The following is a 24,704-nucleotide window of genomic DNA, read 5'->3' as shown; positions in this document are numbered from 1 at the left end:
CTCATGGCCCAACCAGCACCCGGATGGGATTTTTCACCTCGCCACTCTGCGCATCCCAGGCCTCTCCCGGTCGCACATGGGCCGGAGGAGAAGCCGTCGAGGGCTGCCCATTGATCAGGCGGACCCTCTTGCCACCACTCACCCTGATTTCACCACTGAATTGCCTGATCTCCTGTGCCGGCGCATCGACAGTCTGCGGCGCGTGTTCGGCAGCTCGCTCGGCGGGCGAATAGAACAGGCGCCCCCAGTCATCCGCGGCGGCGGCGGACTGACCAAGAAGCCCGGCACACAGAACCAGCGCGCAGTGCAGCAAGCATGGCAGCAGTTTCATGGCGCCATCTCCTTTTCAGCCGTAGCGGGGACGCTGGCAATGGTCAGCCAGTCATAACGGCAATCCACACTGATGCCTTCCGCATCCGCAGGCCTGCCAAGACGGCAATGCCGCGTAACCAGCCGACCCGGCAGGGCAAAGATGATGCGGTTTACTTCCGAATAAACACGTTCATCCGTTGCGCGATATTTGAGCGAGAAACTGCTAGCCAGAATCTGTGCCTGTCCTTCGCTCATTCCTGCCAGCGCACGCTGTGGTGCAATTTCATAAGTCAGCTCCAGTGCGGGACGGTCTCGCTGCAGGCGGTCCAGAGCTTCCTGCCACTCCAGACGATGCTCACCACCAAGCACGCCGTCCTGCCTGATCGCTTCATACAGGGGCAGGCGGGTACTCATGATCTGCCAGTTGATCATGCCCTGATCCAGTTCCTGCCTGGCCTGGCCTGTCTGTTCTTTCAGCGTTGCCAGGGCACGAGCATCCCATTGCACATAGAGATAAGAACCGCCGACCACGAGAGTGGCGAAGAAAAATGTCCCCGCCACCCAGAGCAAGGCCGGGCGCAAGGCTTTCCAGTCTGCAGGCATGAGTTTCATTGTGGAGCACCTTGCCCGGGGGCGAGCCGTCTGACCAGCAGGACAAATTCACGCTGTTCCGGATCGGCCTGCTTGCTATCTCCACCTAGATGCCCGGCGGAACTGACATCGATCGGCCACTTGATGGCTTCAACCGTGACATGCCGGAACTGCCGCGTCCGGGCCATCAGCTGCTCGAATTGCTGCATGGCTTGCCGGTATTCACCCGCCTGCGCACGCAGCGCCCCCGCGAGGATGAAATATTCGGCTCCCGGAGCATATTCGGCCTGACCCGTTTCACCTCCTGTTGTCCCGGATTGAGCCGGTGTGTCTGCACTGCGACCACTACCCTCTTCGATTGCCGCATTTTCTGGTGCCCGCCCCTGCCACCATTCGAAGCGGTCAATCTGCAGAGATGGAAATTCGAGCAGAACGCGACTTGTCGCCTTGGCTGCAGCCTCAGGATCAGGCCAGGATGACAGCGAGCGCTCGGCAAGAACAGTAACATCACGGACCCACAACGGATCAAGGTTCGGCTGCGTTGCCAGCAAGCCATCAACACGCTGCTTTTCCTTGAGGGTCTGCATCAGCGTCCTCTGGGCAAGGGCATAGTCGGCCTCCCTGTCGGACAAGCCGGAGAGCAGACTTGCCGACGCAAGTAATGCGCCCAGCAATACACTGCCGCCCAGAATAAACAGCGCAGAATTTACCTGCTGCAAGCGCAGGAAACGCAGCATCCCGGGGGTGGCATACTGGTTTGGCACGCCTCCGCTGGCCAGCAGCGTCAGTGCAGCCTGCAGCCAATCGCTCTCCTGTTTGGCATGTGCGTCAAGCACAAGAGACTGAACAAGATGCAGCCTGATCTGGGCCGCATCGCCCTGCAACGCAGTACGCAGGGCGGCCTCATCGGCGGGCCCCATCCAGGGGTCACACAACAGCAGCACTTCCAGCACATCATCACGCGCCATTTGCCGCAATGTCGTGAGATATTGCCGGGTACGTCTTATTTCATTGGCCAGTTCATCCGCATGCCCTTTCTGAACCAGCAGTGCCTGGCGGGAAAAAAGCAGCCCTTCATGCTGACAATAGGTCTGACGAACCTGTCCGGGAACAAATTCGCCAAGCAGCAGGCTGTGCGGATGGCTCGCAGCCAGCTTCTTCTGCCACACCTGCAGCAGCATCGCCAGCGAATGTATGCCGGCAAGTACACATCTTGCATCAAGCAAGATGGCGAGGAGCTGATCCAGCACTTCGCGGCGGGTCAGCGCCGAAAGAAGGAAGCCGGCACTTTTGTCCGCCTGCCGTCTTTTTACAGGAGTCGCAATCCGGTACGGCGTTCCCCTGAACTGCTGCTCCAGCTTTCTGGCCAGCAACGCCTTTGTATCTGATCGCCCGAGTGCCGGCAGCACTTCCAGCTGGAATTCCTCTTCAACCTGGTCAAGCAGAATGCGCCAGACCGCTCTGGCGTGGCTTTGCGCCAGTCCTGCCAGGAACGCATAGCCGCTGTCATCATACGGCTGGGCGCCGGCGAGGGCATGCCATGCACCGTCCGCGCGCTTCCAGACAGTGAAGGTCGCGTTCCCGGCCAGAATGATCAGTGACCTGTTTTTCATCGCAACTTGCTGATCGTATCGAAAATGGGACCAAGCACGGACGACATGATCCACAGCAGAATCAGTCCGAGCACTACTGTCATGACGGGCTCGATCAGGGCTTGCACACGCTCGATCGCCTCCTTCACATCACGATTGTAAAAATAGGACACGTTCAGCAAAGCCCCGTCCAGCTGCCCCGTGTTTTCCCCCACCCGCAGCATTCTGAGCACCAGAGGCGGAAAAAGGCCGACACGTTCGAAGCTGCTGCTCACGCCCTGGCCTTCACTGATTTGCAGCTCTGCGCGACGCAATGCGTCGCTGACCACCTGGTTACCCATGATGCCCTGACAGATGCGGATGCAACCCAGAATGGGAATACCGGCGGAGTACATCAGAGCGAAATAGCTCGCGAACCGGGCAAGAATGATCTTCTTCAGGATGGGGCCAAACAGCCAGACACCCAGCTTCCAGCCATCCACCCTGAGGCGGAACCTGGCACTGCGCTTCATTTGCATCCTGAACAGCGCAAACATCAAAAATGGCGAGAGGAGCAACGCCCACCAATAGTCGCGGACAAAGTTCGATATGGCAATCAGCAAAAGGGTATTCCAGGGTAGCGTCGAATTCATCGCCTTGATGAAATCGACCAGCTGCGGAACGAGATACACCATGAGGAAAATGACCACACACAGCACCATCGAGGCCACAAACGCCGGATACATCACGACTTTTTTGGCCTGGGCCGCCAGTTCATCCTGCCATTTCAGCGTTTCTGTCAGATTCTGCAGCACATCGGGCAGGCGCCCCGACTCCTCGCCGGCACGAATCAGATTCACAAAAACCTCGTCAAACACGGCCGGATGCAGAGCCAGAGCAGAAGAAAAGGACTGCCCGCCTTCGATTTCTTCAATCAGATTGGCGACGACATTGCGAAACCGCAGGTGTTCGAGTGTATCCCGCAGATCTCCGAGACCATCGAGCAGGGGTACGCCAGCCCGGGTAAGCTGCTCCATGTGGAAACAGAAGGTAATCAGGTCCCGACGCCCGACACGGCGCCCTTTCATGGCGCGGCGCCGGGTTTCCCGGGCACGAATCAGGGTCAGCCCCAGCTTGCCAAGACGCAGCTCGAGATCGGACAGGTTGACCGCATCCATGTCGCCTTGCTGCAGCCGTCCTGTCTCGTCAGTCGCGCGATAGTGAAACTGCATATTCAGTCCACGCGGTGAATGCGAAGCAAATCAGGATTAGGCATTGGCAATACGGTCCGTCAGATCAACGACTCTGGAAATCTCATCCAGCGATGTACTGCCGTCCAGCACCCTGCGGCAGGCATCATCGGCAAGAGTCCGGAAGCCATGCCGCAATGCAACCGCACGGATTTCCTGGGTCGTTGCCCGCCGCGCGAGCATTTCATCAATTTCGGCATTCATTTTGAGCAATTCCATGATGGCTGTTCGCCCCCTGTAGCCCTGCTGCTCGCAATGGATGCACCCCCTGGCTCTGAAGAGGCGTACGGGCTCCGTTGAAGGCTTGAGTCCAAGCAGCTGCACTTCGAAATCATCCGCCTCATACTCTTCACGGCAATGGATGCAGAGCTTGCGCAGCAGCCGCTGCGCAACGATGCCGATAATATTGCCAGCCATGATGTCGGGCAGCACCCCGATATCCAGCAGACGCGGGATTGCCCCCAGCGCCGAATTGGTGTGCAGCGTGGAATAAACCTGATGCCCGGTCATCGCGGCGCGAAAAGCCATTTCGGCTGTATCCTTGTCGCGGATTTCGCCCACCAGGATGATGTCCGGATCCTGCCGCATCATTGAACGGATGCCATTGGCAAAATCGATTTTTGCAGCCTCGTTCACCGAAGTCTGCCGGATCTGCGGAATCGGATATTCGACAGGGTCTTCCAGCGTCATGATATTCACTTCAACCGTATTGATATGGCTGAGTATTGAATACAGCGTGGTTGTCTTGCCCGACCCCGTCGGCCCCGTTACCAGGATGATGCCTTCAGGACGGGCAATCATCAGTCTGAGAAGATTGAGGTTGTGGGCTTCAAGCCCCAGCCCGTCCAGCGGAACCAGCCCTTTCTGACGGTCAAGAATCCGCAAAACCACGTTTTCGCCCCAGCTGGTAGGCTGGCTCGACACCCGGAAATCTAGCGGCCGGCCGGCCAGAGTCAGCGAAATCCGCCCATCCTGCGGGGCTCTGGTTTCAGCAATATTCATTGAGGACATGACCTTGAGCCGCACAACCATTGCTGGCCAGTATGTTTTGTGCAAGGCACGAATTTGCCGCAGCACACCATCAATCCGGTAGCGAATACGGACAAAGGATTGCTCGGGCTCGAAATGAAGATCGGACGCCCCTCTGGTCACAGCGTCAGCCAGCAAGGCGTCAATCAGCCGGACAACCGGTTGGCTGTATTCCGAATCTGCAGCGGACAAACTGCTCCAGTCTATTTCACCGGTTTCAATTTCCCTGAGAATGCCGTCAATAGACAACTCAAAACCGTAATACTGGTCAATGGCATGAACAACTTCTGATTCGCCCGCCAGCAAGGCAATGACTTCACGCCCGTTTACCAGTGTGCGCAACTGATCCATGGCGACCAGGTTGTTCGGATTGGCCATAGCAACGGTCAGCCCTCCAGCCTTCTCATCAAGGGCCACAGGAAGAACGAGTAAACGGCGCGCGGCTTCCTTTGAAACCAGCCCCAAGGCCTGAGCATCCGGGATGACCCGGCTCAGATCAATACTCTGGTTGCCAAGGTTCTCCGAGAGCGCTTCACGCAGCACGTTTTCTGAAACAAAACCGAGCGAAACCATCAGCTTGCCCAGAGGACTCCCGGAGCGGCGCTGTTCAAGCAGGGCAATCCGCAACTGATCCTCGGTAACCAGCCCCTTGCTGACCAGCAGCTGACCAAGCGGGAGCTTGCCTTTGGATGCCATATTCATCGCAATGACGCCTCCAGTTCGAAAACGCGGTGCTGAACGGAAGCCGGATCAAACGACTGGCCCTTTTTGCCTTGCGACAACTTGAGAGCCTTCTGGTAATACTCCATCGCCAGACGAGGCTGATTCAGGTGATCCAGACAGACCGCCAGATTGAAAGCCAGCCCCGGATTGTCGGGAGACTGCGACCAGGCCGTAAAATACTGTTCCTGGGCCTCGGCCCAGCGCTGCTGGGCGGCATAATACTGCCCCAGCAGCAGCGCGTTTTCCGGACGGGATTCCTGCTGCAAGCGAGCGGCAGTTGCCGCATCCATTTCCTGCGAGCCAATTGCAAGCAAGGCTGCCCTGGCGGTCTCATCTTGCGGATATGCCTGCAGTACACGCCGATACCATTGCGCAGCATCAGCAGCAAGCCCCTGACGCAAAGAAACCGCGCCCATTCCCAGCATGGCATCACGATTGCGGGTATCTTGCTGGAGCACTTTTTCATAGCCGGCCTTCGCCTGCTCCATCCGCCCGTCCTGATAGGCCTGCCACGCAGCAAGAAGTCCGGCATCCTCCCTGTCATCAGACAGATGGCGTTCGAATTTTGGAGAGCCATTGCTGTTGCTCACCGCCGGGCGAATCTCGTTGCGCTCCGTCGTTTGCACAGGCAAATCCGGATGTTTCACCCCTGCACGCACTTTATTTCCCTGCAGCTCCGGGGCTTCGTGCCCCATACCGTTCACCATCTCGTCAGCTGCTAAACCGCCATCCTGACTAGCCTTATATGGGTTCTTCTCATGCTCCTGCACGTTTGAAGCCGCTGGTGAAGCGGTCACTACGGACACTGCGGTTGGTGCCACAAGCGGATTCACACCAGGAATCCCCTGCCACTGCCAGTACAACCAGCCGAGGCAGACAAGCAAAGAGCCTCCACCTGCCGTCATCAGCCATGGCAAAGCTCGACTATCCTTGCTTCGGGGGTGCGTGGAATTAAGAATGGCCGATGCAACATGCAGTGAATGGGCTGAAGGAGTAGCTTGTGGTTTATCAAACCGCGCGGCGGTTCCTGCACCCACTGCGGAGGATGAAACATCCTGGCGATTGCTGGCGGGCTCACCCTCCTCGACAGGATGTACTTGCAGAGGCTCTTCTTGTGTAGCCGCGACCCTTCGAGCCACAGAGGCCTGATCCCCCTCCTCGGCAAGGTTGTCATCCTGAAGCGCCATTTGCATATCGACAGGGAAAGGTACAGGAGTGGGCGCGTTCTCAGCAGCCATCTCTGCCGAATCGTTCACGAATTCAAGTTCGGCCCGCTCTTCACTGGGCACCACACCAGACGGAGGCTCGGCATCCAGAGTCAGTTCCGGCAATGGGGCATCCAGTTCCTGTGCGGCGGCTTCGCGAAGCCGCTTTTGCTCTTCGGCCTGCTTGAGTGCCTTCAGCAACAGACTCATTGCTTACCTCCGGCCTCTATCGCGCAGCTTCGGGAGGAACAGCTCCCGCCTGATAAGCCGACAAATCAAAATCCTGCGGGCTCTGGAAAAAATCGCTGCCCGGCAAATATCCCTTCAGATTGGCAAAATCACCATTCATGCTGGCATCACGCACCAGCACCGGCCGCAAGAAAATGATCAGTTCGCTCTTGCTGGCCTTGTCATCCCGATAGCTGAACAAATCGCCAACGGTTGGTATTCGCGACAAAACCGGGATACCTTGCCGGTCGGTCTTGATTGCATCCTGAATCAATCCCCCCAGCACAGCGGTCTGCCCTGATGGCACCTTGAGGGTTGAATCAAACTCGCGCACCTGGGTTACAGGTATCAGGCTCTGTACAGTCGATCCGCTGTTGGCAGCCAGAATGGCAACAGCTGGATCGGCAACATAGGAGCTAACATTGGTAATAGTCGGGCGCACATTCAGCGAAATTGCACCGGAATCCGCGATCTGCGGGGTGACCTGCATCACCAGACCAATCGGTACGGTATGCAATTCACTTTCATAAGTAGGCTGGGAAATAACACCATTGTCCGACTGTCCCGGTGTTGCCTTGATCGTGAAATAGACTTGCTCCTCGACCACTTTCATCACGGCCGTCTGATTGTTCAGCGCAATGATCTTGGGGCTGGACAACACCCTTGTCCTGCCAAACTGCTCGAGCAATTTCACGGTCAGGTCAAAATTATTGCTGCTGAAGAAAATGCCGCCATAAGGAGCTGAGCTCATGTTCTGACCGAGCATTTTCTGTCCAAACGACCACCCGCTTCCACCGCTTGCCAGCTTGGCCCAGTCGACTCCTGCCTGGTATTTATCTCCCAGTGTCACCTCAACAATCGTGGCTTCGATCAATACCTGTCGCTGAGCCGATGACTGCATCTGGGCGAGAAATTCGGCTACCTTCTGCTGATCTTTATGGCTAGCCCTGACCAGAACCAGCCCGGTTTCGGGATTTATGACTACCTGATTGGACCGTTTGTATTCTTCACGCTGAATCCGCGCCTGCTTCAACTGGAACTCAGCCATCCTTTCCAGTTCTTCCGTCTGCAGACGAAATAGCGCAGCCAGAGTTTGCTGGCTCTGATCCTGTACTTTTTCAACACTGGTCTGTTGCCTGTTCTTGCCGGCAACTTCACGTTCAGAATCTGCCGTGACAACGGTTGCCTTATCCTGGCGATTGGCCACCTTATCCAAACTGCTCACATCACCAATTTTCCCGGTGCTGATTGCAATTGGATCAACTCCCAAGATTTCTTTCAGGTTTTTCTCAAGCCGAACCCAGAACTGGTTTTCACTGCTGTAATCCAGCATGGTGCATGAGGAGTTACTGCCCGCAGTGCCGCACGATGCTGTCGCTTGCGAACCCGAATCACTGGCTACCGATCCTCCTGTCGAGGAAACCGAATTGGAAATGGAAACGTTCGATTTCACCGTCCTAGCGATATTGAGGTAATCAATCTTGTAGGTCTGGACATAAGGCTCATCAGGTTTCACATGCAAAACGCCCTGTTCAACGCTCCAGCGCATCGGCACCTGGGCAGCCAGACGTTCCATGATTTGCGGCAAAGTCTGGTTCAAGGCATTCAGTGTCACCATGCCCGACACCCCAGGATGGATATCCGCATTGATCTTGGCATCACGCGCGAGTGCGAACAGAAGGTCCTGCACGGCAACATTGCTGACAACAACACTATAACTTTCCTGCTTGCGGGCAGGTCGCGGCTTTGGGAGTTCAGGTGCGAGTTGAATAGGTGAAGGAATTTGGCCTGCGGCTTTCACTGTCTCGGCTGCGGCAAGATCCTGCCCCGGCCCCATGGGAACAGGATTGCGGCTGGCACAGCCGGCAAGCAAGAATATGAACAAAGCGCTTCTGAGTATCTGCACATGCATTTCCAGAATAAACGGCGATTAAAGGCTAGCGCAGGGAGAAAGCCTTTTCCAAGTCAAATTGAGCGGATTACTCCGTAAAACCACATTCGTTCAATGCAGGTAACTCAGCAGAAGACTGCCAAGAACGGCAAAGACAATACCCGCGCCTATGAATGCGCGGTATCTGTGGAAAAATCCCTCCCCACGCGCATAACCCGCATCATGCAGAGCAAGATGCACATGCGAGACATCTACACAGGGACTCCCTGCCACAAAAGCCGCCAGCATCGATTTGTCGGCAAGAATATTGATTCGCCTGCTGAGCCCTTCAGCGCCCCGGGCAAGCGCGGCGACTGCGGCAGGATGAAAGACACCTGTGCGCGACAGGCCCGCCGCGGCTAGCCGGCACTCGAGATACCGCCCTACGTCCAGCGGGGATAATGGCGGAAGAGAGAAAGAATGCACGATGCGTTCGCGTAATTGCCGAAGATGGGATTGCGCCAGACGCACATCCAGTTCCGTCTGGCCAAACAGAACGATTTGCAGCAGTTTGCTGTGCCCATGATCAAGATTGGATAGCAGGCGGATAGCCTCCAGACTTTCATCAGGCATGGCATGAGCTTCGTCAACCAGTATGACCACCTGCCTTCCGGCGGCAAACCGTTCGATCAGCGCCAACTCTAGCCGCCTGACCCGAGCCATCGGGCGGCCCCCTTCCAGCGAAACCTCCAGTTCATCGGCCAGCGTCTGCAGCAATTCATCGGCGGTCAGCGCCGGGTTGGCTATCAGAACACTGTCCATATGGACCGGCATCCTTTCCAGCAAGACCCTGCAGAGCATGGTCTTGCCTGCACCAACATCGGCAACCACCTTGATCAGCCCGTCTCCCTGACCAAGCGCATATTCCAGGGCATGCAAAATATCGCCCCGGGTGGCCCCGGCAAAGAAAAAGTCCGGATGGGGTGTCAACCGGAAAGGCGGACTGGTCAAGCCAAAAAAGTCGAGGTACACCTAGGACTCCAGATCACTTACCATACTCTGACACAACATGCTTTGTTACAGGTGACATCACACTGTAGCGATATACTCGCAGCATTATCCGGTTATACACGGGCCTTGACGAAACCTCGCTTCGAGGGCGCCTCCGCAGTCACGGCCCTGCCTGCTTTTAACACTCGGGCTGCGGCGCGGCAAATATCCCGCGTGCAGTTCGAACAAGGAACAGACAGTTCATTTCATGTCCGACATACTGGTCGATTTTTCACACACAAGTTTTGCCTATGGCAAACAACGCATCCTGAAGGGCATTGATCTGCAGGTGCGCAAGGGTCAGCTTGTCGCAATCATGGGGGGCTCCGGCTCGGGGAAGACCACCTTGCTCCGGATGATCGGCGGCCAGCTGCTGCCCGATGACGGCCATGTTCATGTTGCTGGCATGAATACATCAAGCCTCGACGAAGCCGGGCTGTATGAACTGCGCGGCAAACTCGGAATGCTGTTCCAGTTCGGAGCGCTTTTTACCGATATCAGCGTCTATGACAATGTCGCTTTCCCCCTGCGGGAGAGAACAACTCTGCCGGAAAGCATGATCCGCGACCTGGTTCTGATGAAGCTGCATGCAGTTGGTCTGCGTGGTGCGGCGAACCTGATGCCGCAGGAACTGTCTGGCGGCATGGCCAGACGTGTGGCACTGGCACGAGCCATCGCGCTGGATCCAGCCATCATGCTTTATGACGAACCATTCACCGGCCTGGACCCGATCTCGCTGGCGACCATTGCGACCCTGATCAGGGAGCTCAACGATGCACTGGGAACAGCATCGATCGTGGTAACACATGACGTAACCGAATCGCTCAGCCTCGTGGACTACGTCTATTTTCTGGCAGATGGCAGCATCATCGCCTCCGGAACACCCGAAGAAGTACGCGCCTCGGCGCATCCCTTCGTGCAGCAATTCATCAATGGCAGGCCGGATGGCCCCTTGCCGTTCCACAAACCGGCCCCCCCCTATCTGGAACAGCTGGGACTGGAGGCTGGCCATGCCTGATCAATTCCGCCGCTTCTGCCAGTGGCTGGGCGCCCCACTGACCGATAGGCTGATCAAGCTCGGTTTTGCCTGCCGCTTCCTGCTGGCCATCCTGCGACACAGTGCAGTCACCCTCACACGTCCGCGCCTGCTGCTGCGGGAAATCTGGTTTGCCGGCGTCCTGTCCGTGCTGATCATCAGCGTGTCAGGCCTGTTTGTCGGCATGGTGCTTGCCCTGCAGGGTTATGACACCCTGCAGCGCTTTGGTGCATCGTCGTCGCTGGGCATTCTGGTTGCCTTGTCACTCGTTCGTGAACTCGGCCCGGTTGTTGGTGCACTACTGTTTGCCAGCCGTGCAGGCTCGGCCATCACCGCCGAGATCGGGCTGATGAAAACTACCGAACAGCTGGCCGCGATGGAAATGATGGCAGTAAACCCGCTGGCACGGGTCATTGCCCCCAAATTCTGGGGAGGCATCATTTCCATGCCGCTGCTTGCGGCCATGTTCAGTGCCATGGGTATTTTCGGTGGTTACCTGATCGGAGTGCAGTTGCTGGGGCTTGACGAAGGCAGCTTCTGGTCACAGATGCAGGGCGCGGTTGACTTCAGGCTTGATGTAGTCAACGGCATAATCAAGAGCGTGTTTTTTGGCATTGCCATTGCACTGATTGCCGTTTTCGAAGGGTATGATGCGCCCCCCACTGCGGAAGGGGTATCAACAGCAACCACCCGTACCGTGGTTACCAGTGCGCTGGTCATTCTGGCTCTGGATTTCATCCTCACCGCCTTCATGTTCCGCGGTGTGTAATAAATTGGGAATGCAATAATGAAACGTGGAACGATTGATTTCTGGGTTGGTCTTTTTGCCATTGCCGGCTTTGCCGCACTGATGTTCCTTGCCCTGAAGGTCAGTACACTGTCCAGCCTGCCTGCGGCACAAACCTATACTCTGACGGCCAATTTCGAAAACATTGGCGGACTGAAAGTCCGTGCCCCGGTCAAGAGCGCAGGGGTTGTCGTTGGCCGGGTAGACGCCATCGAGCTGGATACGGAACGTTATGTGGCACGTGTAACACTGGCAATGGATCAGCGTTATCGCTTCAGCCGTGACAGCAGCGCAGAAATTCTGACTTCAGGCCTGCTTGGGGAGCAATACATCGGCGTCACCACCGGCGCGGATGACGTACAGCTCAAATCCGGCGATACCTTCAAGATTACCTCGTCAGCCCTCGTACTCGAACAACTGATCAGCCGCTTCCTGTTTTCCAAGGCAGCAGGCGACGACACAGCAACACCGGAGAAATAAGCGATGCAACGATTTATCAGTTTTTTCCTTGCCTTCGGGCTTTGCGGTTTCATGCCACACGTGCTTGCCAGTAGCGAAACACCCGAGCAACTGGTGCGCCAGAGCAGCAGGGATGTATTGGAGATCATCCGCAAGAATGACAAGGATCCGCTCAAGGTACGCGAACTGGTTGATGCCCGCGTCGCTCCGCTGGTTGATTACACGCACATGACCCAGCTGGCCGCCGGTCGGCACTGGAAAACCGCAACGCCCGAGCAGCAGCAGGCTCTGACACGCGAATTCCGCACCATGCTGGTTCGTACCTATCTGTCAGCATTGACCATCTACAAGAATGCCCAGGTTGATGTGAAGTCGGTACGCGCGGGCAACTCTCCGAGCGAACAGGACGTCCGCACCGAGGTGAACCTGCCCGGCGAAAAGCCCATCACGCTGGACTTCAGTTTCGAAAAGTCCGGCGCGGACTGGAAGGTCTACGACATTTCCGTAGGCGGTGTCAGTTTCATCAACAACCACCGCAATACCTTCGCCTCGGTCATCCGCAGTGAGGGCATCGACGGCCTGATCAAGCAGCTGGCCAGCCGGAATGCCGCGAGTTCCGCCAGCAAATGAGAGAGCTGCACATCACGGGGCCGCTGACCATGCAGACAGCGGCAGAACAATTATCACTGCTGGACACACTGAATGACGGGGAAGCCTGCACGATCAATCTCGCAGGCGTTTCACAACTTGATTCTTCGGCGGTCGCCCTCTTGCTGCACTGGCTAAGGGTTGCCAGCCAGCGGCAGCTGGCGCTGCAACTCACTGGTATACCTGATTCACTGCGGCAACTGCTGCGTGTTTACGCCCTGTCGGATCTGCTGCCTGGCGCGGCTGCGCCCATGCAGGAAACGAACTAGAATTCAGCGCCCGAGCGTGCGCAAGGACACCGCAATGCGAGTATTCCCCCTTCTGCTTCCTCTGGCCCTGCTGCTGGCTGGCTGCGCGACACCACAGAATAACTACGACCCGCTCGAAAGCGTCAATCGCCCGATCTACGCCTTCAACGACTCGGTCGACAAGGCCGTGCTGCGACCAGTTGCACAGGGCTGGAGCAATTATGTTCCCGGCGGAGTCCAGCAGGGCGTACGCAATTTCTTCGGCAATATCGACGACCTGTTCGGCATTCCCGCCGCGCTGCTGCAGGGCAAGTGGCATGCTGCCGGAGAGGGCACCGGGCGCGTCGTGCTCAACTCTACTTTCGGACTTGCAGGCCTGATCGACATCGGCAGCGACGTCCCCTTCAAGAAACAGGATGAGGACTTCGGTCAGGCTCTGGGCTACTGGGGCGTCCCCAGCGGGCCTTATCTGATGATTCCGTTTTATGGACCGATGACGCTGCGCGACTCGGTAGACCCGCTATCCCGGCTCGCCTGGGGCCCCATTGATTACATCGACCCACTGGCCGGTCAGATCGGCTATTACAGCGTAGCCATGGTCAGCCTGCGCGCCGAACTGCTGCCGCTTGATGCAACCCTGCAGGATGCGCTCGACCCTTACGCCTTCATCCGCGACACCTATCTGCAACGGCGCTGGTTCAAGGTTTACGATGGCGAACCGCCACACCCGCTGCCGATGGCTCTGGACGATGATGGGGATGACGATGCAGCGCCACCATCCGAGCAAGCTACGGCAGGAACAGCGACACCATGAGTGTTGCCATCGATTTTGCCGGTGTCAGCAAGCTGTATGGCGACTTCCGTGCACTGGACAACGTCAGCTTCCAGGTCAATGAAGGGGATTTCTTCGCCCTGCTCGGCCCCAACGGCGCGGGCAAGACCACACTCATTTCGATTCTCGGTGGGCTGAACCGCGCCAGCAGCGGTACGACCCGCGTCATGGGCTTTGATGTCCAGGCCAATTACCGGCAAGCTCGCCGTGCTGTCGGCATCGTGCCGCAGGAGCTCGTTTTCGACCCCTTCTTCACGGTTCGTGAAACGCTGACCTTCCAGAGTGGCTATTTCGGCATCCGGAAAAATGACGACTGGATTGATGAAATCCTCGCCAATCTCGGGCTAACCGAGAAGGCCAACAGCAATATGCGCGCCCTGTCGGGCGGAATGAAGCGCCGCGTGATGGTCGCACAGGCACTGGTGCACCGCCCTCCCGTAATCGTGCTTGACGAACCCACGGCCGGCGTCGACGTGGCGCTGCGCCAGACACTGTGGGCCTTTATCCGGCGACTGAACAGCGATGGCCACACCATCGTGCTGACCACGCATTATCTGGAAGAGGCCGAAGAGCTGTGCAACCGCATCGCCATGCTCAAGCAGGGCAATCTTATCGCCCTCGAGGACAAGAGCCGGATGCTGGGTCGCGGCAAGGCACGCAGTCTGGTGCTGCGCCTGCAGCCCCGGGAATTGCCCGCCAGCCTGCAGGACAGGCTGATCAGCCAGCGGGATGACGGCAGTTTCGAGCTGCGCCTGCCCGACTGCGGGGCACTGGAAGGCATACTGGCCGAGCTGAAACTGGCCGGCATCAGCGTGCGCGACATCGAGGTCGCCAAACCTGATCTGGAAGATATTTTCCTCGACATGATGCAGACACCCCAGCCCGCGAGCCCGACATGACCGGTTTCTACACGCTGTTCTACAAGGAAATCCTGCGTTTCTGGAAGGTCTCGTTCCAGACCGTTGCCGCACCGGTGCTCACGTCGCTCCTGTATTTGCTGGTGTTCGCACATGTGCTGGATGCGCACGTCGAACCTTATCCGGGCGTGCGCTACACCGCCTTCCTGATTCCGGGGCTGGCGATGATGACGATGCTGCAGAACGCCTTCGCCAACACATCATCAAGCCTGATCCAGTCGAAGATTACCGGCAATATTGTCTACATCCTGCTGCCGCCGCTGTCGCATCTGGAATTTTTCGGAGCCTACGTGCTGGCCGCCATGATTCGCGGCCTTGTGGTAGGGGCCGGGGTATTTGTTGCAGCACTTTTCTTTGCAAAGCCTGCCTTCGCATACCCCCTATGGATCATTGCATTTGCGCTACTGGGAAGCATGATCATGGCAATTCTCGGCATCATCGCCGGTATCTGGGCCGAGAAATTCGACCAGCTCGCCGCCTTCCAGAATTTCCTCATCATGCCGCTGACCTTTCTGTCCGGTGTGTTCTATTCGATTCACAGCCTGCCCCCCTTCTGGCAGAAGGTGTCGCACGCCAATCCGGTGTTCTATCTCATCGACGGTTTCCGCTACGGCTTCTTCGGCGCCAGCGATGCCAGCCCCTGGCTGTCACTGGCGATTGCCGGTGGCTGCTGCCTGCTGCTGGCACTCTATACGCTGCAGCTGCTCAGAAGCGGCTACAAGCTGCGCCACTAGGCAACAGACCGGGCCGGCAAGCTGCAGGCCCAAGTTGCGATAATGGTGTAAAATCAGCGCTTTTCTTATATCGCGCAGCGTCACGCCGCGCACGAGAAGCGTATGTCACCCGAACACGTCAAGCAACTCATCGAAGCCGCACTGCCCTGTACCGCCGTCGAGGTGGAAGGCGACGGGCATCACTTCTACGCCAGCATTGTGTCCACGGCCTTCGAAGGCCTGAAACTGCTTGACCGCCACCGGCTGGTAAAAGAGCGCCTGAAAAGCCAGCTGGATTCGGGCGAGCTGCACGCGCTGAGTCTGCGCGCAACAAAAACACCGGCTGAAGCAGCCTGATGAGCGATCATCGCCCCGACGAGCGCCGCTTTGACCTCGGCGTCATCGACGAGCAGAAAAAAAAGCTGGCGGATGCCAAGGTCGCCGCGCGCGACAGGGAAGCCAACCGCAGCGCCAGTCGCCTGCAGGCGCTGACCAATCTGCCCCTGCTGATTGTGATCGCCGTCTGGCTGATCTGGTATTTCAGCCGCTGAAGAACACGACTCACCCTACACATCAATTGAATCAGGACGGGGTCATTGCCCCGTGAGGTAAACCATGGACAAGCTCAAGATCACCGGCGGACAAGCACTTTCCGGTGAAATCACCATTTCTGGCGCCAAGAACGCCGCACTGCCGATCCTGTGTGCCGGCCTGCTGACCGCCGGAACACTCAGACTCACCAATGTGCCGCAACTCGCCGACGTGAAAACCACGCAGAAGCTGCTGCAGGGCATGGGCGTGCGCGTAATGACCGACAACGTGCACGAATACGAACTGACCGCCAACGCCATCACCAGCATCATCGCGCCCTATGAACTGGTAAAAACCATGCGCGCGTCGATTCTGGTGCTCGGCCCCACGCTCGCCCGCTTCGGCGAAGCACAGGTATCCCTGCCCGGCGGCTGCGCCATCGGCGCACGTCCGGTTGACCAGCACATCAAAGGCCTGCAGGCGATGGGCGCTGAGATTGTTATTGAACACGGCTATGTGAAGGCGAAAGGCAAGCTCAAGGGCTGCCGCTTCCGCTCGGACATGATTACCGTCACCGGCACAGAAAACCTGCTGATGGCCGCAACCCTTGCAGAGGGAACGACCATTCTGGAAAACGCGGCACGCGAGCCGGAAGTGGTTGACCTGGCCGAGTGCCTGATCAAGATGGGCGCCAAGATCAGCGGCCACGGCACGGACACCATCACCATCGAAGGCGTCAAGGAACTGCACGGCGCCGAGCATGCCATCGTTCCCGACCGCATCGAAACCGGCACCTTCCTGGTCGCCGCCGCCGCCACACAGGGCAAGGTCTTGCTGCGCAAGACCCGCGCCGACATCCTCGGTGCGGTGCTCGACAAGTTGCGTGAAGCCGGCGCCTACATCGAAGCCGGCGACGACTGGATTGCGCTCGACATGAAGCAGCGCCCCAAGGCCGTCGACATCCGCACACTGGAATACCCGGCCTTCCCGACCGACATGCAGGCACAGTTCATGACGCTCAACGCGCTGGCCACCGGCAGCTGCGTGATGACCGAAACTATTTTCGAAAACCGCTTCATGCACGTGCCGGAACTGGCGCGCATGGGGGCCAACATCAAGGTCGACGGTCACTCGGCCTTTGTGACCGGCGTCGAGGGTTTCTCGGGCGCGACCGTGATGGCGACCGACCTGCGCGCCTCCGCCTCGCTGGTCATTGCCGGCCTCGTCGCCAAGGGTGAAACCATCGTCGACCGCATCTATCACCTCGACCGCGGTTACGAACACATCGAAACCAAGCTGGGCGGTGTCGGTGCGCAGATCGAACGGATCAGCGGCTAAACAGTCTTTGCCGCCGGAGCACGGGAACAACGCAAATATTGAGCTGGCTTCATGCAAGCCAGCCCGCTTGGCGTTACCCTGTGCTCCTGTGGCTCAACCAAGGTTTCCAACATGCTGACGCTCAACCCCAAACCCTCAGGCAACGACAGCGACGGCACCCCGCCGCCGCCCAAGCAGGTCGAGAAGGGCTTTGCCGCACTCGCACACCTCGCCGGCATCTTCTGGCTGCCCGTGCTGCCGCTGCCGATTCTGGCGCTGCTGATTCCGGTGCTGATCCTGCAGTTCGCGCGCGTGCATTCCGAATTTGTCGAACAACACGCGCTGCAGGCGACGAATTTCCAGCTGCTGATGGGCTGCTTCTACGTCGTGGCCATGCTCGGCAGCATGATGTTCAACAGCATTTTCCCGCTGTGGTGGGTCGGCATCGGCTCGGCCATGTTCGCCCTGTGGGAAGGTGCCAAGGCCATCAATGGCTGGAAGTCGAAATACCCTGTTACGCTCAAGCTGTTCAAATAAGGGATAATCCCTAGCATTCCCGCAACCGCCGAGCAGCGGCGCGGCAGTGGCCAGCCAGAATACCACAGGGTATTAGCCTGCAACCTTTTACCTGAAAGGGCTGCGGACTAATACCCACCACCGCCCGTCACTCCTCGCAGACCAGTAGCCAACCATGATTACCATCGCGCTCTCGAAAGGCCGCATCTTTGAAGAAACCCTGCCGCTGCTGGCCGCAGCCGGCATCACCCCAGCGGAAGATCCGGAGAAAAGCCGCAAGCTAATCATCGGCACCAACCGCGACGACGTGCGCCTGATCATCGTGCGCGCGACCGACGTGCCGACCTACGTCGAGCATGGCGCTGCGGACCTGGGTGTCGCCGGCCGTGATGTGCTGCTCGAACACGGCGGCGATGGCCTTTATCAGCCGCTCGACCTCGACATTGCCAAGTGCAGCCTGATGGTCGCCGTGCGGGAAGGCTACGACTACGACGCCGCAGTGAAACAGGGCGCACGGCTGAAAATCGCCACAAAATATGTCAAGCAGGCGCGCGAGCACTTTGCCGACAAGGGCGTGCACGTCGACCTGATCAAGCTGTACGGCTCGATGGAGCTGGCCCCGCTGGTCGGACTGGCCGATGCCATCGTCGATCTGGTGTCCACCGGCGGCACGCTCAAGGCCAACAAACTGGTCGCCGTCGAGCACATCCGTGACATTTCCAGCCGGCTGGTGCTCAACCAGGCGGCACTGAAACTGAAACGCGACCGCCTGCAGCCGATGCTCGACGCCTTCAGAGGCGCCATCGGCACAGGCCGCTGAGCCAGGCGCCGAATATTTCACAGCGAAGCCATTGATGAGCGCCCACTATCAGCTGATTCTGACCGGCAACACCCTGCCCGGCACGGCTCCGGAGCTGGCGGCTGAAAATCTGGCACGCCTGATGAAGCTGGAGCTGGCTCAAGCACACGCCTTGTTGCAGAAAGCACCGGCGCTCATCAAGCGGGAGATTTCACAGCAGCAGCTGGACAACTATCTCCAGCATTTTGCCCGCGCAGGGCTTGAGGTCAGGGCCGAACTGCTGTCAGCCCATCCTGCTCCAACGGCCCTGCAGCTGGAAACACCGGCTATCGAGAAGATCACCTGCCCCAAATGCGCCCGCGTGCAGCCCAAACGCACACTTTGCCTGGGCTGCGGTACCGACATGCCGCGCATGCTGGCGGCCCAGAACGACAAACCGCGAGAAACCGCTCGGGCATCAGCCAGCACCAGCCCGGTTCAGAGTCAGCGCTTCCAGCCAGCACGCGAGCCCTTGCCGCTCGGGAAAATACTACTGGTCGTGGCATTGCTCGCCGCCGCTGGCTGGTGGTATTTCGTCGCCAGCCGCAGCATCAGCGTAGAGCAAGCACGGGATTATTACGCGCAATACGAACAAGCGATGCTCTCCCGCGACCCCAAGGCCATGTGCGCCCTGCTGGCTGACGACTTCCAGGGCAGCAGCAATCTCGGCAACATCAATAAAAAATCCACCTGTGCTGACCAGGAAGAGTTTTTCAGCACCATCGAACAACTGGGCGAGAAAATGGGCGGCATGATGCAGCTTGACTCCCGCTACGAGATTCAAAGCGTGGTGCTATCGCCGGATAAAAAACAAGCTACCGTCATTCTGAGCAGTGAACTCGATGTCGGTGGCAGCATTATCAATATCAAAGCCCAAACCACAGACACGCTGATCCGCCGTAATGGCAAAGTGCTGTTGCTGCGCAGCGAAGGCATCGTGCAAAGCAACGCCGGCCAGCATTGAAACAGCCCTCCGATTCTGATTTATGCGATACAGGACGACCACCATGATTCGCCGCCTTGATTCTTCTTCCGCCGACTTCCAGCAGGAGCTCACCGCGCTGCTGGCGTTTGAGACGTCGCAGGATCCGGACGTCGATCATCGCGTCGCTGCCATCCTCGCCGACGTAAAAGCACGCGGCGATGCGGCGGTGATCGAATACACCAACCGCTTCGACGGCATGAGCTCACAGGACTTTGCCGAGCTGGAACTCACGCAGGCTGAACTGAAGGCCGCTTTCGAGCGCCTGCCTGCCGCACAGGCCGAAGCACTGCAGGCTGCCGCCGAGCGCGTGCGCCGCTACCATGAACGCCAGAAAATGGCGTCGTGGTCGTATGAAGACGAAGACGGCACGCTGCTGGGCCAGCAGGTCACCGCGCTGGATCGCGTCGGCATCTATGTGCCGGGCGGCAAGGCGGCCTACCCGTCTTCTGTCCTGATGAACGCCATTCCGGCGCATGTGGCCGGCGTGAAGGAAATCATCATGGTCGTCCCCACCCCAAAGGGTGAAAAGAACGATCTGGTGCTGGCGGCAGCCTTCGTGGCCGGCGTGTCGCGCGCGTTTACCATCGGCGGCGCACAGGCGGTTGGCGCGCTGGCCTTTGGCACGCAGACGGTACCGCAGGTCGACAAGATTACCGGCCCCGGCAATGCCTACGTCGCCAGCGCCAAGCGCGCGGTCTTCGGCATCGTCGGCATCGACATGGTCGCCGGCCCGTCGGAAATCCTGGTGCTGGCTGACGGCACAACCAATCCGGACTGGGTGGCGATGGACCTGTTCAGCCAGGCCGAGCACGACGAAATCGCGCAATCCATCCTGCTGTGCCCGGACGCCGCCTACGTGGATGCCGTGGCCGCCAGCATCGCCAAGCTGCTGCCAAATCAGCCGCGCAAGGACATCATCGCCGCATCGCTGGCTAACCGTGGCGCGCTGATCCTGGTGAAGGATCTGGCGGAAGCCTGCGAAATCTGCAATTACATCGCGCCGGAACACATGGAGCTGTCGGTAGAAAACCCGGAAGCGCTGCTGCCGCAAATCCGCCATGCCGGCGCGATTTTCATGGGCAAGTTCACCAGCGAATCGCTGGGCGATTACTGTGCTGGCCCGAACCACGTGCTGCCGACCGCCCGCAGCGCGCGTTTCTCCAGCCCGCTGGGCGTGTACGACTTCCAGAAGCGCTCCAGCCTGATCAAGGTGTCCGAAGCCGGTGCGCAGAAGCTGGGCAAGATTGCCAGCGTGCTCGCGCATGGCGAAGGGCTGACGGCGCACGCCAACGCGGCAGAATTCCGCCTCAAGTGAACCGCGTCACCTTTGCCCCACAACGGCAGCCGACAAGGCTGCCGTTTTTCATGGCGGCGCATAATAATCACAGCCATGAAACTCATCATCTCGTGCCTGTGCAAACTGCTGATCGCGACCATGACCGTTGCGCATGCCCAGGCAGACAGCACCAGCCTCACCCAGCATGCGACAACAGACCGCTTCCGCTTCGAAGCCGGAATCCAGGACGGGCCTAACAACCGCACGCTTACCGCCATCTGGGTGTACGACCGGCACAGCGGCGATGTGGTGCAATCGCTCAGCGGCTTCGATGCGGAAATCGAAAGTGATGACCTCAGCGGGCTTATCCAGCTGGTCGATGCCAATTTCGACGGTTATCCCGACCTGCTTGCGCCCGGCATTTCCGGCGGCGCCGGACCAAACTACACCCGCAACGTGTTTCTCTACGACCCGCAGCGGCAGCAGTTCGTGCGCGACCAGACACTGTCGGAACTGACGCAACTTCACATCGATGCTCGCCGGCGCGCAATTCATAGCGCCTCACGCGGCAGTTGCTGCCAGCACAGTGCTGACACTTATCGCTATTACCATGGAAAACTGCAACTGGTGGAAAGCCGGGATGAGCTCTGGGATGGCAGACGCAACATTACCACCACCTGGAAACGCTCAGGCCGGGGCTGGATAACGCACACCCGCAAAGAGCCGGTCCGCTAGCAAGGGCAGGGGGTAATCGGGTCAGTCCGCACCCTGATCTCGCCCAAGCCACGACCAGCCGCAATTCATTACAATGCGAGTTCTGACCCAAGCTGAAATGAGCCGAGTGGACAATCCCTATGCAGCCCCGCAGACACCGCACAAGCTTGCCAGCGAGCTGTCGCCCGACGATACACTGACTGCGCACGCCAACGCGGCGAAATTCCATCTCAACGCCTGAGGACTTGCTGTGCGCACCTACTTCCGCCGCCTCACCGGCCATCGCCGCGACCAGGAAGCCAACCGCCACCTGGGCTACTCGCTGGCCTTCATTGCCGGCGCGATGAACGCTGGTGGCTTTCTGGCCATCGGCAAATACACCTCGCACATGACCGGCATGGTGTCCGGCATCGCCGACCACCTTGCGCTGGGCGAGCTGGCGCTGGTGCTGGCCGGGCTGGCCTCGCTGGCGGCCTTCGTGCTCGGCGCCATCACCACCGCCATCCTCAACAACTGGGCGCGGCGCCGCCACCTGCGCAGCCAGTATGCAATGATCCTGATGCTCGAAGCCGCCCTGCTGCTGGTCTTCGGCATTGCCGGCGCCTTTCTGGCCACGCTGCACGACCTGCTTGCCCCCGTCACCATCCTGCTGCTGTGCTACATCATGGGCCTGCAGAACGCGATCATCACCAAGATTTCCGGCGCGGAAATCCGCACCACGCACATCACCGGCATCACCACGGACATCGGCATCGAAATCGGCAAAATGCTCTATCTGAGCCACAAGCCCGACGCCCCGCCGGTGACCGCCAACCGCCCGAAACTGGCCCTGCATCTGCGGCTGTTCGGCAGCTTTCTGGCCGGCGGCATCATCGGCGCCATCAGCTTCAAGCACATCGGCTATTCGGCCACGATCCCGCTGGCCATCTGGTTGCTGATCCTCGCCGCGCTGCCGGTGTTCGACGACCTGAAGCTGCAGTGGTGGCTGTACCGGCACCATCGGCATGAATAAGCAGGTATATCAACACAGCCAATTGAATGAAATGGCTTCACAATAATACCCGCCAACCTATCAAGCCCGCACCACACCTCGATGACAGTACAGCCGGAGCAGACTCCATGAGCGACAACCCCTACGCCCCGCCGCAAGCCCGCCTGGACGATGACGGCTCCGCACCCGCTTACGTGCTGGCCAGCCCGGCGCGACGGCTGGCGGCTGCACTTGCCAACCAGATACTGACCACGCTCGTGCTGCTGGTCGCACTGGCCATCACGACCGCAATCGGTTACGCAGGCTTCATCGCCTTCTGGCTGATTTTGCTGGGCTATTTCGGCATGCAGATTCGCAGCATGGTGCGGGATGGACAGAGTATTGCCAAAGGCTGGTTCGGCCTGTGCGTCGTGCGCAGCGATGGCACGCGCTGCGACACGCTGCGTTATGTGCTGGCCAGGGAATTGCTCCCCTTGCTGCTGATTCCGACCATGCCTCTGCTGATCATTCTGGTATTCGGCTGGACGGACACATCCCTCAGATGGGACGGCGACAGACTCGTCTGGATACTCTGCAGCGGGCTGATCACCTACTATCTGCAAGCAGCACTGCTGTTGCGCCCCCATCGTCGCAGCCTGATCGACTTGCTGAGCGACACGGTGGTCATCCGTCTGCCCGACCCGCCTGCATCCTGACGGCGTGTTAATCCGACCACACTCGCTCTGACACCAAAAGAAAGCCGCGTGTTGCTTTCTGCAAAACGCATTACAATGGGCTCCCCGTCCAGCCCACGCATGGCGTAATGTCACTGAACCCCTATTCACCGCCGCTAGCCAGCCTCACCGGGCTGCCCGCCCCCGCCGAGCAGCGCCCAGCCAGCCGCCGCCGGCGCTTTTGCGCCAGCCTGATCAACCTCGTGCTGTCATACACGATCATCTTCAGCTATGCCATCGCGCAAGCGCTGCTCATCAGAATATCGCTGACAGGCGTGTTCGCTGGCGTCTCCCATAGCCAACTCTCAATGGCAGTGGGCTTTATCGGGCTAGCCTTTCTCTGGTCGACCATAGGCGTCCAGATCTGGCTGATGTGGAAAAAAAATGCCACCGTCGGCAAATACTGGCTAGGGCTGAAGGTCTGCCGGGTCGATGGTTCTCGCATCGCAATCGGGCGCTATCTGCTGCGGGAACTACCCCTGATTGCACTCCTCGTCGTTCCCCTTCTTCTGCAACTGCCCCTGCTGGGCTGGGCACTCTATTTCCTGGCGCTGGCGCCGGTTTTCCGCGCTGATCGCCGCACCCTCAACGATCTGTGGAGCGACACCATCGTGATCCGCGAGCCCGCCCATGCTTGACGGCCGCCTGCACCTGCAAACCCCCGAAGGCATCACGCTGCCGCTGACGCCGGCCGGTGCGCCGAAACGCGCGCTCGCCTGGCTGCTGGATTTCCTTTTCCGCCTGATTTTCGGCTTCTTCATGTTCTTCCTGATCAATCTGCCCGGCTTCAGCAGTGGCGTCGAGCAGGGCCTGACCATGCTGCTGCTGTTCCTGCTGCTGTGGGCCTACCCGGTGCTGTTCGAGGTGTATGGCTCGGGAATGACGCCGGGCAAGCGCATCGTCGGCGTGCAGGTGGTACGCGACAATGGCCTGCCGATCGGCTGGCGCGAGGGTGTACTGCGCAATCTGCTGCGCGCGGCCGATTTTCTGCCGATGTGGTACGGGCTGGGCCTGCTGACCATGCTGAGCAATAGCGACTTCCGCCGTCTGGGCGACATGCTGGCAGGTACCCTGGTGGTGTATCGCCCGCAAAAGCAGAAATCAAAAAGGCTGCAACATGGTACCCCGCGCGAATTGCCTTTCCCGCTGAAGCCGGAAGAGCAGCATGCCATTCTGGATTTCGTCGAACGCGCACCGATGCTGCCACCGGCACGCCAGCTTGAACTCGCCAATCTGGCCCAGCCACTGACCGGGCTGGCCGGCGAAGCCTCGCTGCGCCGCCTGCAGGATTACGCCGCCGGCCTGACCGGCGCGACGCCGGAGCCGGCACCGGAGAAGCCTGCACCATGAAGTC

Annotated in this window: 29 protein-coding genes; 21 read left to right on the top strand and 8 right to left on the bottom strand. The window is 59.0% G+C overall.

All coding sequences use genetic code 11. The features are described from left to right. Position 1: 1 nt before the first annotated feature. The 8 genes from H559_RS0110055 to H559_RS19785 all read right to left on the bottom strand — a co-directional run bounded on the left by H559_RS0110055 (position 2) and on the right by H559_RS19785 (position 9,811). Positions 2–331 carry a hypothetical protein gene (locus H559_RS0110055; RefSeq protein WP_028452608.1) on the bottom strand — a complete coding sequence of 110 codons (330 nt, stop codon included), beginning with the start codon at positions 329–331 and terminating at the stop codon, positions 2–4. After that, positions 328–924: a hypothetical protein gene (locus H559_RS0110050; protein ID WP_034640655.1), complete on the bottom strand. Its 597-nt coding sequence runs from the start codon at positions 922–924 to the stop codon at positions 328–330. Before H559_RS0110050 ends, H559_RS0110055 begins: the two co-directional genes overlap by 4 nt. After that, a complete protein-coding gene (locus H559_RS0110045; protein ID WP_028452606.1) occupies positions 921–2,516 on the bottom strand; it encodes a hypothetical protein in 1,596 nt (531 codons plus the stop codon). The genes H559_RS0110050 and H559_RS0110045 overlap by 4 nt, the downstream gene beginning before the upstream one ends. Next, complete coding sequence (locus H559_RS0110040; RefSeq protein ID WP_028452605.1) at positions 2,513–3,706, bottom strand: type II secretion system F family protein; 1,194 nt, start codon at positions 3,704–3,706, stop codon at positions 2,513–2,515. Before H559_RS0110040 ends, H559_RS0110045 begins: the two co-directional genes overlap by 4 nt. 36 nt (positions 3,707–3,742) lie before the next feature. Then, on the bottom strand, positions 3,743–5,455 hold the full coding sequence (locus tag H559_RS0110035) for a GspE/PulE family protein (RefSeq protein ID WP_245579361.1): 1,713 nt from the start codon (positions 5,453–5,455) through the stop codon (positions 3,743–3,745). Next, positions 5,452–6,891, bottom strand: coding sequence for a tetratricopeptide repeat protein (locus H559_RS22195; RefSeq protein ID WP_081412983.1), 1,440 nt, complete (start codon positions 6,889–6,891; stop codon positions 5,452–5,454). Before H559_RS22195 ends, H559_RS0110035 begins: the two co-directional genes overlap by 4 nt. A 16-nt stretch (positions 6,892–6,907) precedes the next feature. Beyond that, positions 6,908–8,815 (bottom strand): type II secretion system protein GspD, encoded by a 1,908-nt coding sequence (locus tag H559_RS0110025; RefSeq protein WP_162143318.1) that lies wholly within the window; start codon positions 8,813–8,815, stop codon positions 6,908–6,910. Positions 8,816–8,911: 96 nt separating this feature from the next. Beyond that, a complete protein-coding gene (locus H559_RS19785) occupies positions 8,912–9,811 on the bottom strand; it encodes an ExeA family protein (RefSeq protein WP_081412982.1) in 900 nt (299 codons plus the stop codon). 226 nt (positions 9,812–10,037) lie between these two features. Between H559_RS19785 and H559_RS0110015 the strand changes: the two genes are divergently transcribed. The 21 genes from H559_RS0110015 to H559_RS19780 all read left to right on the top strand — a co-directional run bounded on the left by H559_RS0110015 (position 10,038) and on the right by H559_RS19780 (position 24,700). Next, on the top strand, positions 10,038–10,847 hold the full coding sequence (locus tag H559_RS0110015; RefSeq protein WP_028452602.1) for an ABC transporter ATP-binding protein: 810 nt from the start codon (positions 10,038–10,040) through the stop codon (positions 10,845–10,847). Further along, positions 10,840–11,634, top strand: coding sequence for a lipid asymmetry maintenance ABC transporter permease subunit MlaE (mlaE, locus tag H559_RS0110010; RefSeq protein WP_028452601.1), 795 nt, complete (start codon positions 10,840–10,842; stop codon positions 11,632–11,634). The genes H559_RS0110015 and mlaE overlap by 8 nt, the downstream gene beginning before the upstream one ends. Before the next feature lie 18 nt (positions 11,635–11,652). Next, positions 11,653–12,132 (top strand): outer membrane lipid asymmetry maintenance protein MlaD, encoded by a 480-nt coding sequence (gene mlaD / locus H559_RS0110005; protein WP_028452600.1) that lies wholly within the window; start codon positions 11,653–11,655, stop codon positions 12,130–12,132. A 3-nt stretch (positions 12,133–12,135) separates the two neighbouring features. After that, on the top strand, positions 12,136–12,741 hold the full coding sequence (locus tag H559_RS0110000; RefSeq protein ID WP_028452599.1) for an MlaC/ttg2D family ABC transporter substrate-binding protein: 606 nt from the start codon (positions 12,136–12,138) through the stop codon (positions 12,739–12,741). Continuing rightward, a complete protein-coding gene (locus H559_RS0109995; RefSeq protein ID WP_028452598.1) occupies positions 12,738–13,028 on the top strand; it encodes an STAS domain-containing protein in 291 nt (96 codons plus the stop codon). Before H559_RS0110000 ends, H559_RS0109995 begins: the two co-directional genes overlap by 4 nt. A gap of 34 nt (positions 13,029–13,062) precedes the next feature. Beyond that, positions 13,063–13,821 (top strand): MlaA family lipoprotein, encoded by a 759-nt coding sequence (locus H559_RS0109990; protein ID WP_028452597.1) that lies wholly within the window; start codon positions 13,063–13,065, stop codon positions 13,819–13,821. Then, complete coding sequence (locus H559_RS0109985) at positions 13,818–14,738, top strand: ABC transporter ATP-binding protein (protein WP_028452596.1); 921 nt, start codon at positions 13,818–13,820, stop codon at positions 14,736–14,738. The genes H559_RS0109990 and H559_RS0109985 overlap by 4 nt, the downstream gene beginning before the upstream one ends. Continuing rightward, positions 14,735–15,490, top strand: a complete 756-nt coding sequence (locus H559_RS0109980; RefSeq protein ID WP_028452595.1) for an ABC transporter permease — start codon at positions 14,735–14,737, stop codon at positions 15,488–15,490. Before H559_RS0109985 ends, H559_RS0109980 begins: the two co-directional genes overlap by 4 nt. 102 nt (positions 15,491–15,592) lie before the next feature. Continuing rightward, positions 15,593–15,826 carry a BolA family protein gene (locus tag H559_RS0109975; RefSeq protein ID WP_028452594.1) on the top strand — a complete coding sequence of 78 codons (234 nt, stop codon included), beginning with the start codon at positions 15,593–15,595 and terminating at the stop codon, positions 15,824–15,826. Next, a complete protein-coding gene (locus H559_RS0109970; RefSeq protein ID WP_028452593.1) occupies positions 15,826–16,020 on the top strand; it encodes a hypothetical protein in 195 nt (64 codons plus the stop codon). The genes H559_RS0109975 and H559_RS0109970 overlap by 1 nt, the downstream gene beginning before the upstream one ends. A gap of 64 nt (positions 16,021–16,084) precedes the next feature. Next, positions 16,085–17,338: a UDP-N-acetylglucosamine 1-carboxyvinyltransferase gene (gene murA / locus H559_RS0109965; RefSeq protein WP_028452592.1), complete on the top strand. Its 1,254-nt coding sequence runs from the start codon at positions 16,085–16,087 to the stop codon at positions 17,336–17,338. A 51-nt stretch (positions 17,339–17,389) separates the two neighbouring features. Then, positions 17,390–17,854: a DUF4870 domain-containing protein gene (locus H559_RS0109960; RefSeq protein WP_028452591.1), complete on the top strand. Its 465-nt coding sequence runs from the start codon at positions 17,390–17,392 to the stop codon at positions 17,852–17,854. A gap of 154 nt (positions 17,855–18,008) precedes the next feature. Further along, the gene (gene hisG / locus H559_RS0109955) at positions 18,009–18,653 is read left to right on the top strand and encodes an ATP phosphoribosyltransferase (protein WP_028452590.1); all 645 of its coding nucleotides are present in this window, start codon (positions 18,009–18,011) and stop codon (positions 18,651–18,653) included. Positions 18,654–18,687: 34 nt separating this feature from the next. Next, the gene (locus H559_RS0109950) at positions 18,688–19,635 is read left to right on the top strand and encodes a nuclear transport factor 2 family protein (protein ID WP_028452589.1); all 948 of its coding nucleotides are present in this window, start codon (positions 18,688–18,690) and stop codon (positions 19,633–19,635) included. A gap of 43 nt (positions 19,636–19,678) precedes the next feature. Further along, positions 19,679–20,971 carry a histidinol dehydrogenase gene (gene hisD, locus H559_RS0109945; RefSeq protein ID WP_373277349.1) on the top strand — a complete coding sequence of 431 codons (1,293 nt, stop codon included), beginning with the start codon at positions 19,679–19,681 and terminating at the stop codon, positions 20,969–20,971. A 75-nt stretch (positions 20,972–21,046) separates the two neighbouring features. Continuing rightward, positions 21,047–21,667 carry an XAC2610-related protein gene (locus H559_RS0109940; protein WP_028452587.1) on the top strand — a complete coding sequence of 207 codons (621 nt, stop codon included), beginning with the start codon at positions 21,047–21,049 and terminating at the stop codon, positions 21,665–21,667. Between the two features lie 73 nt (positions 21,668–21,740). Further along, on the top strand, positions 21,741–21,887 hold the full coding sequence (locus H559_RS22655) for a hypothetical protein (RefSeq protein ID WP_155845365.1): 147 nt from the start codon (positions 21,741–21,743) through the stop codon (positions 21,885–21,887). 9 nt (positions 21,888–21,896) lie between these two features. Beyond that, complete coding sequence (locus H559_RS0109930; RefSeq protein ID WP_028452586.1) at positions 21,897–22,658, top strand: YoaK family protein; 762 nt, start codon at positions 21,897–21,899, stop codon at positions 22,656–22,658. A 107-nt stretch (positions 22,659–22,765) separates the two neighbouring features. Continuing rightward, positions 22,766–23,332, top strand: a complete 567-nt coding sequence (locus H559_RS0109925) for an RDD family protein (protein WP_028452585.1) — start codon at positions 22,766–22,768, stop codon at positions 23,330–23,332. A gap of 107 nt (positions 23,333–23,439) precedes the next feature. Next, on the top strand, positions 23,440–23,988 hold the full coding sequence (locus tag H559_RS0109920) for an RDD family protein (protein ID WP_028452584.1): 549 nt from the start codon (positions 23,440–23,442) through the stop codon (positions 23,986–23,988). Beyond that, a complete protein-coding gene (locus H559_RS19780) occupies positions 23,981–24,700 on the top strand; it encodes an RDD family protein (protein ID WP_034640646.1) in 720 nt (239 codons plus the stop codon). Before H559_RS0109920 ends, H559_RS19780 begins: the two co-directional genes overlap by 8 nt. Positions 24,701–24,704 lie beyond the last annotated feature (4 nt).

This window comes from Chitinilyticum aquatile DSM 21506, from assembly GCF_000430805.1.
Taxonomy (GTDB): Bacteria; Pseudomonadota; Gammaproteobacteria; order Burkholderiales; family Chitinibacteraceae; genus Chitinilyticum; species Chitinilyticum aquatile.
The sequence above is the reverse complement of the archived record's forward strand: the minus strand, read 5'-3'. Positions and strand labels throughout refer to the sequence as shown.